Here is an 8,376-nt window from a genome sequence, read left to right on the forward strand (position 1 = left end):
TTTTCACTCCTCTTTTCATTATTCTTTTTTACTATGCGCATTTTCGCGCTGAATTAAACCAATTTTCAAACTTTTTTAGGCAAGATGTTTTTCCCCTTTTTTCGCGCCCCCCATACAGCATTATCAAAAGGGCTGGCGTAAATTACGTTATCTTGCATCAAGCCATAAAAAAAACTCATAAAGTGGTGATGAAAAAATATTTCCCACCTTTATGAGTTTAGATATTGATGAAGATTGAATCATGAGAAGGCGGGGATGAACCACCCCCGCCTTTCACTTTATCGGGCAAGCTTTTCCCGAAGTACGAGAGGCAAAATGCCTCCGTTACGGTAATAGTCGATTTCAACGATCGAGTCGAAACGCACAAGTACTTCAAATTCTTTTTTGCTTCCGTCTTCGGAAACAGCTGTTACTTTCACTATATCTCTCGGCTTCACATTTTCATCAATGTGGACGTTTATAACCTCTTTGCCTGTCAAACCGAGTGTTTCGGCATTTTCGCCTTTTTTAAATTGCAATGGTAATACGCCCATCATGGCCAAGTTAGAGCGATGGATCCGTTCAAAGCTTTCAGCTATTACTGTTCTGATGCCGAGCAAATACGTTCCTTTGGCTGCCCAGTCACGGGATGAACCCATTCCGTAATCTTTTCCGGCAATCACAACAAGACCCGTTCCATCCTCTTTGTATTTCATGCATGTATCGTACATGGAGCTGACTTCGCCTGTTGGCCAGTATGTGGAAAAACCACCTTCTGTTCCAGGTGCAATCTGGTTGCGAATGCGGATGTTGGCAAATGTGCCGCGCATCATGACTTCGTGGTTACCGCGGCGAGAACCGTATGAGTTAAAGTCGCGCGGTTGAACGCCTTTTTCCAGCAAGTATTTTCCTGCAGGCGTATCTTTGCCGATCGCTCCTGCCGGAGAAATATGGTCCGTTGTGACGGAATCCCCGAATTTACCGACAATCCGCATGTTTGTCAGCGGTTCGATCGTCGCCAATTCCTTGGACAAGTTTTCAAAGAACGGCGGATTTTGAATGTAAGTTGAGTCTGAATTCCAGTTGTAAAGTGGATCGTTGCTCGTTTTGATTTCGTTCCAACGCTTGTTGTCGCTGAATACATGCTCATATTCCTTACGGAACAAATCAGGTGTAACCGTTTTTTGGACAGTTTCCAACACTTCTTCTTTGGATGGCCAAATATCTTTCATATACACATCATTGCCGTCCCTGTCTTTTCCGAGCGGGTCTTTCGTCAAGTCGATGTCGATTGTTCCGGCAAGGGCATATGCCACTACAAGCGGAGGAGAAGCCAGATAGTTTCCTCTCACAAGCGGATGGATGCGCCCTTCGAAGTTGCGGTTACCTGATAAAATGGATGTTACCAACAAATCGTTTTCCACGATGGCTTTTTCAATTTCCTCTTTCAGCGGACCGGAGTTTCCGATACATGTTGTACAGCCATACCCGACAAGGTTAAAACCAAGCTGGGACATATACGGCATCAAGCCGGCATCCCGCAAGTACCCTGTAACGACTTTTGATCCCGGTGCAAGGGACGTTTTAACATGCTTAGGCACTTGCAGGCCTTTTTCAACCGCTTTTTTCGCAAGCAGACCGGCTCCCAGCATGACGTAAGGGTTGGATGTATTCGTACAGCTTGTAATCGCAGCGATGACAAGAGCGCCGGTTTTCATCACGGACTCCGAGCCGTCTTCGAATGTAACGGTCACTTCTTTTGTAATTTCAGCAGGATCCAATCCAAAACTCTGGTTGCTTACAGGTGCTGTCAATGCATCCTTAAATGTTTTTTGCATTTGGGAAAGTGCGATCAAGTCTTGCGGACGTTTTGGTCCGGACAAGTTTGCTTCAATTTTGGAAAGATCGATTTCAACAATGTCTTTATATACCGGCTCTGCTTTGTCTATCGTGAAGAACATGTCATTTTCTTTTAAATATTTTTCAACCAACTTGACTTGCTCTTCCGGGCGTCCCGTCAAACGCAAGTAGTTTAATGTTTCTTCGTCTACCGGGAAAAACCCACATGTAGCACCGTATTCAGGTGCCATATTGGCAACCGTAGCCCGGTCTGCAAGCGGCAGTGAAGCGACTCCGTCACCGAAAAACTCAACGAACTTGCCGACAACGCCGTGTGTACGTAGAACGTTTGTCACTTTTAATGCCAAGTCAGTTGCTGTAGCTCCGTTTGGAAGTTCACCGATCAACTTCACTCCGACAACTTCAGGGATCGGGAAATAAGAAGGCTGGCCAAGCATTCCGGCCTCAGCTTCAATACCGCCGACACCCCATCCGAGTACACCGACCCCGTTAATCATCGTCGTGTGGGAATCCGTTCCCACAAGAGTATCAGGATAAGCTTCATAGTCGCCTGCTGGTGTTTCAATGGCATGAACGACATTCGCCAAATATTCCAAGTTCACTTGGTGGACAATTCCTGTTGCCGGCGGAACTGCGCGATAGTTGTCAAAAGCCTTTTGAGCCCAGCTTAAAAACTCATAGCGTTCAGCATTGCGCTCAAATTCATAATCCATATTAATTTGCAGTGCTTCTGGCGTACCATACGTATCAACTTGGACAGAATGGTCAATAACTAAGTCGACAGGTATTTCCGGGTTGATTTTTTCAGCATCCCCGCCAAGGTCAGACATTGCTTTTCTTAGTGCGGCAAGGTCGACTACTGCAGGAACTCCGGTAAAGTCTTGCAAAATAACCCTTGAAGGTTTAAATGGAACTTCTCCATTCTGTACTTCGCCTGTCGCCCATTTTGCCAAATTTTCAACATGCTCTTTTGTAATGACCCTGCCGTCATATTGCCTAAGAACAGACTCGAGAAGCACTTTAATGGAATACGGCAAACGGGAAACCGTCGCTACTCCTGCTTCTTCCAATGCGGCAAGGCGGTAATAATGATATCTTTTTCCGTCAATCTCAAATGACGAACGGGCATTAAAAATATCGTTTTTTGGTTGCGCCATTTCAATTACCCCTTTTATGTTTATTAAATTTCCGAAAACCGATAAACAACACTTCTTTAGTCGTTTACCTCCACCCATATATTTTATTACAACATTTGACATAAGTAAATGATAAGAAAGTTATCGTTTTTCATAAGCAATACTTATTTTAAAAATTTTTTCATGATACATTAAAATATTTGCACCCATTTTTCATTTATCTTTTGGATGGACGGAAACCGGCATTTTCAGCTTCTGCTTCGGAGCAAAACCACATTTCCGGAATGACACTATCATAATATTGGCCGTCCGGCAAATGATAAATTTTTTCCTTTTTGCTATTAATATTTCCTTTTATATCGCAGCCGTCACGGTCTTTTTTAGACGCTTCCCCTGTTGTTTTCGGGGAATCTTGAAAGCCTCGGTCATGAACGTAATCTTCTAGTGACCATATGCCCCGTTTGCTTTGGCGGGCTTCCTCCTGTACTTTTTCAAATTCGTCCAAGTATTTTATATCCGGAGGAAAAATGGCCACACGCGCCAATCCTTGTTCCAATAATTTGCGGTTAACATTTTCATTTTCCAGCCACACATAAGCGAGGAGCCGTCCATATTTATCGCGTTCGGATACATCCATTTCCAAGACTACTTGTTTTTGATATAGTACATTTTTCGTAAAATCAGATGCCTCCGGGCCGAAAGGCTGCACACCTAGCCTGGGGTGTTTCGTTTCCGGTGTATCGATAAGCAGCATACGGACACGTTCTTTCCGTCCGTCTTTGAGTTGGACATCGATCGTATCACCGTCAACAACATGAACAACAGTGGCTTCCATCCCCTTTATGTTTTTACTTTGTCCACTTTCTTCGGCAGAACATCCCCAGAGCATGAATATGGCCACAACAAAAGAAAAAAATTTCTTCCCCATGATGTCCCTTCCCTGCAAGTATTTTTTTAGATACATAAAGTAAAATATGTTTATCGCATTATTGAATGGGCAATAATAAAACCATATCCACTCAATAAAATAAATTCCTAAAAAGGAGATGATCTTCATGAGCTTTATTCTTTATCTTATTATAGGTGGAGTTATTGGCTGGTTAGCGGGTTTAATACTCGGAAAAGATGTCCCGGGTGGCATCATTGGAAACATTATTGCCGGAATTGTTGGCGCTTGGATTGGCGGCGCTTTGTTTGGAGACTGGGGACCTACGATAGCCGATATGGCCATTGTTCCTGCACTCATCGGAGCCATCATTCTTGTACTCGTATTAAGTCTTATTATGGGAGCGATGGCAAGAAAATAACGCACTTTTAAAAACGGGAGCTTGTTGCTCCCGTTTTATTTTCCAACTCTTGAAATCTTTTAGCGAAATATAAAACCTCATCAACATATTCTTCACTGTGATTGTATGCATAGACCGCTTTTCGCAGTTCGCCGTTATTTGCTCCATTTTTAGCCAAATAGTTGGCTGCACTAAAGATGGCGTCTTCCAAGTCGAAAGGATCAGCAATTCCATCTCCATTGGCATCGATTCCGTAGCCACCATACTGTTTAATCACCGCGGGATCCGTCTTTTCCTCTTCGGGAATATTGCCCTCCCCTAATCCGGAACAAGTCGGGTGTGCCCACCCTACAAAAGTGCAAGGCATAAATTGCATATGGCCTTCCGCACCGACTGGAGAGATCATCGGATCCATCGTTGAAAAAATAGTTTCTACACGATGGTGGGCTGCTAATAAATACCAAGGTACGCCAAACTCTTTTTCCGCCGCTTTATAAATGGGGATAAAATTCGAAGGCACTTCATCCTCTAATTGCGGCGGCTCTATTTGATTGTCTGTATATGTATAAAGCGCCATAAACATTAAAAAGGCACTTATCAATACAAGCAAGATGGTATGCCGCCGCCTTGACTGCCGTTTGGACGAGCTTGGCTTTTTTTGGATTTGCTTCTTCACGCTGTGTTTCTCTCCTTTGTAAGGACTTATCCGCTCTTTATTATGGGAGAGAAGCGACTTTTTTTCAAGGGAAGTGTCATTCCTTTCCGGCGTAAAATAGAAGGATTTTTCCGCTTTCTAAATGGGAATAGCATGCATCTGCCTCTTCCTCATGTAATCCACACGATAAAAGCAAATCTTTCACGTCTTGGTGGCTTGTTCCCTCAAAGTAAGAAGCAAGAGGACCCGCCGCCAACAAAGGGCCAAGTCCGGGAACCGTCAATCCGGGCACAATAAATCCGCCGCTAATTCCCGTAAGAAAGCCGCTGATGATGCCAAACGCTTCTTCGCTGGGCGAATGTTGGTGCTGGATGTGAGTTTCTTTTTGTATGGAATTTATTTTCGCATCTTCCAATGCCAATACAGAAAAGTTTTCGCTTTTAAATCCTTTTGATTCACATGTTTTTACCATATTGATGACATCTTGTTCCGAATCATACACACCAATCAAAGACAAATTCATATGTTCACCCTCCTTGGAGTTATCGTACCCCAATTCCGGCTTGTATAAAACAAAACCCAACCGGATCTGATCAGGTTGGGTTCGTTAAGTGACTTATTTAATGTAACAGTTTAATTTTAACTGTTTTTCTGCCAAATTGTGTAGCAGCATTTTTATCGGGCATGAATATATCTATTTTGTTTCCTTTAATTGCCCCGCCGGTATCCCCGGCAATAGCTGTACCGTAACCTTCCACATATACTTTGGAACCAAGTGGAATGACAGATGGATCAACAGCTATAACTTTCATGCCCGGATTGGAACGCAGGTCGATTCCAGTGGCAGTAACACCTGAACAGCCATTGCAATATGCTGTATATGCGGTAGCCGTTACGGTCATTTCCTTTCCGGAAGCTTCACTGCCGGTGGTGGCAGGCTGCGCTTCTTTTTGAACAGGAGCGGGTGCGGGTTTTGCCGCAGGTGCTTTGGGCGCCGGTTTGTTCTGTTGAACAGCTTGGCTGTTTGTGGCTTGTTTTTGCTCGGGGGCTGGAGCAGCTCCCTTTGAAACTGCCAACGACTGTCCAGGATGAATAATGTCAGAAGACAGGTTATTCCAAGCTTTTAAATCCGCAACAGACACGCCATACTTGTTTCCTATTTTCCACAGGGAATCTCCCTCGGCAACTTTATATAACTGATCTTGACTTTCCGTTTTTTCCTCGGCAGATATATGTAACTGCTGATTTGGATATATAAGATCACCATTTAGGTTGTTAATCGCCTTTAACTGATTTACAGAGGTTCCATAGTTTTGAGAAATGCTCCATAATGAGTCGCCCTGTTGTACGACGTGCGTTGCGGCAGAAACTTTCCCGGAAAAAAAGCCCACGAGCGCGACTCCTGCAATAAGCGCGAAAATTTTTCTCCTCATTTTTTGTTCCTCCTTTTTTGTTAGTTGAATACTAACTAACGATGCCTATCGTATCAGAGGAACATATCAATCCATTAACAAGAATATTTTCGTTTAATTACAAGTTTATTGCAGGCCATTACATTCGTCATGCTTCGATTGGCTTATTTCCGATAAGTTAATAAAGGACAATGAACGACAAAGGATAATCGCTAAAAAAGCATTACAGTCGCCTTTCTTCACGTACCTTAAAGCAGAAATTCCCTTTTCTTTCTTGTTTCCGATTCTTTCTGCCATTTTTTCCCTACGGAGAGCGTTATGAAGACCACAATCAGGAAAAAGAAACTCGAAATTTGAAACAACTGCGCAGTACCGACAAACAGGGCAATCAAGCCGAAAACGAGACCGCTTAATCCGATTCCAAGATCAATCGCGGAATAGAACATGCCATTTGCTACTCCCCTGCGCTGATGGGGGGTCATGGCCAGCACCCAGGCCTGCAATGCGGGAATTAAAGAACCGTACCCGGCTCCAAACAACGTTCCCGCCACCACAATGCCAAGCCAATTGCTCGAAAAAGACAACATCCACATAGAAATAAAGGTTAAGAGTGAACAAAAAGCAACTAATTGGATAGGACCTTTCCGGTCAAACCATCTCCCGGTTATCGGACGGATCAAAGTAGCTGTTAAGGCATTAAGCAAATAAAATAAAAAGATTTCTGCTATGCCCCTTTCTTCAGCAAAAATGACGATAAAAGTGACAATCGTTCCGTATCCAAACGTTGCGAGAAAAGTAATGACCGCCGGTGTCAAACTAGATTTTTCAACTAGAGAATCAACAATGGAAAATTGCAGGTTTTTTCGATTGGCAATCAGGATATTGTCAGGGGTATGATATTGAATGAAAGCAAGTAAAATGAAAGCAATGAATCCCAGCAGGGCCGAAATGACAATTAATACTGTAAAAGGAAAGTTTTGATATACATAGATTCCCAGACTGGGAGCGATAATCATGCCGACCGTAATGGAAAGGCCATAATATCCCATCCCTTCCCCCAACCGCTCATTAGGAACAAGATCAACAGCAGCTGTTCCGTTAACAGTTGACGACCAGCCCCACATTAATCCGTGAAGCAGCCTGAACAACAACAAAATCGTGACGATTTGTGTGAGCGGGTATAAAATGGTAACGGCCAATAATCCGCCAGCTCCAATTAATACAAGCGGTTTACGCGGCCGAAACTCTAGCATGTATCCGATTAACGGCCTGGTTAATACCGCACCAACCGAAAACACTAAAGTAATCATTCCGATTTCAAACCCCGAAGCGCCCAATGACTTAATATAAGGGGGCAATGTCGGAATGAGCATTTGAAAGCTCATAAATAAAAATAAGCTGGCAATGACAAGCATTGTAAAAGACTTTGTCCATAGTGCTGTTTGATGCCCACGTTTCCTGTTCTGCATTTTGCGTTCACCTTTCGTTACAACGTGTATTAAAATGCCTAATCTTAACATATATGGAACAAATTCATATTACAAGCAAATCATTTCGTTTTTCGAAAGTTTTGAGCGGTTGAAGGAAACTTCAATCAGCGAGGTTTTGATTCGCTGATGAGAAGCAGGACAATGGCTAACAGCGAAAGCGTTCTGTTGGCAAAGCAAGGACCAGGCAGCAGCATCGCTCGAAAAAACTTGCGCTTTTTCTTCGTGTGACAATGCTGTCGAAGCTTTTGTCATGTTAACCCAAACACATCGGATGTTTACTGGCAGTTGCCCCGCACTGTTCTCGTTTTATCTCGATGCGTTGAATCGGGGACTTACTGCCAGTTAAAGCGGGATATAGTGAAACTTCAATCAGCTGTTATCCGCTGATTGTTAGTTGATCCAATCGGGCTTTTACTGGCAGTTGATCCCGCACTGGTTCTCGTTTTATCTCGATGCGTTGAACCGGGGACTTACTGCCAGTTAAAGCGGGATACAGTGAAACTTCAATCAGCTGTTGTCCGCTGATTGTTAGTTGATCCAATCGGGCTTTTACTGGCA

8 protein-coding genes are annotated in these 8,376 nt (G+C 43.5%); 1 reads left to right on the forward strand and 7 read right to left on the reverse strand.

The annotated features are described in order from the left end of the window. Positions 1–278 precede the first annotated feature (278 nt). Positions 279–2,996, reverse strand: a complete 2,718-nt coding sequence (gene acnA, locus JOC94_RS20665) for an aconitate hydratase AcnA (RefSeq protein WP_077113429.1) — start codon at positions 2,994–2,996, stop codon at positions 279–281. A 196-nt stretch (positions 2,997–3,192) separates the two neighbouring features. Next, positions 3,193–3,903 (reverse strand): thermonuclease family protein, encoded by a 711-nt coding sequence (locus JOC94_RS20670; RefSeq protein ID WP_077113524.1) that lies wholly within the window; start codon positions 3,901–3,903, stop codon positions 3,193–3,195. Between the two features lie 127 nt (positions 3,904–4,030). Here JOC94_RS20670 and JOC94_RS20675 point away from each other — a divergent pair, with 127 nt between their 5' ends. Then, positions 4,031–4,282, forward strand: coding sequence for a GlsB/YeaQ/YmgE family stress response membrane protein (locus tag JOC94_RS20675; RefSeq protein WP_077113428.1), 252 nt, complete (start codon positions 4,031–4,033; stop codon positions 4,280–4,282). 7 nt (positions 4,283–4,289) lie between these two features. Here JOC94_RS20675 and JOC94_RS20680 read toward each other — a convergent pair whose 3' ends face one another. The 5 genes from JOC94_RS20680 to JOC94_RS20700 form a co-directional block, all read right to left on the reverse strand. Further along, positions 4,290–4,937, reverse strand: a complete 648-nt coding sequence (locus JOC94_RS20680; RefSeq protein ID WP_253191927.1) for a lytic transglycosylase domain-containing protein — start codon at positions 4,935–4,937, stop codon at positions 4,290–4,292. Positions 4,938–5,013: 76 nt separating this feature from the next. Next, positions 5,014–5,439 carry a general stress protein gene (locus tag JOC94_RS20685; protein WP_077113427.1) on the reverse strand — a complete coding sequence of 142 codons (426 nt, stop codon included), beginning with the start codon at positions 5,437–5,439 and terminating at the stop codon, positions 5,014–5,016. Positions 5,440–5,536: 97 nt separating this feature from the next. Next, positions 5,537–6,349 carry a 3D domain-containing protein gene (locus JOC94_RS20690; protein ID WP_077113426.1) on the reverse strand — a complete coding sequence of 271 codons (813 nt, stop codon included), beginning with the start codon at positions 6,347–6,349 and terminating at the stop codon, positions 5,537–5,539. Positions 6,350–6,576: 227 nt separating this feature from the next. Then, positions 6,577–7,797 carry an MFS transporter gene (locus JOC94_RS20695; protein WP_077113425.1) on the reverse strand — a complete coding sequence of 407 codons (1,221 nt, stop codon included), beginning with the start codon at positions 7,795–7,797 and terminating at the stop codon, positions 6,577–6,579. 397 nt (positions 7,798–8,194) lie between these two features. Next, positions 8,195–8,376 (reverse strand): hypothetical protein (locus JOC94_RS20700; RefSeq protein ID WP_205180286.1); only part of this gene is annotated, 182 nt, incomplete at its 5' end.

Source organism: Siminovitchia thermophila (assembly GCF_016909185.1).
Lineage (GTDB): Bacteria > Bacillota > Bacilli > Bacillales > Bacillaceae_C > Siminovitchia > Siminovitchia thermophila.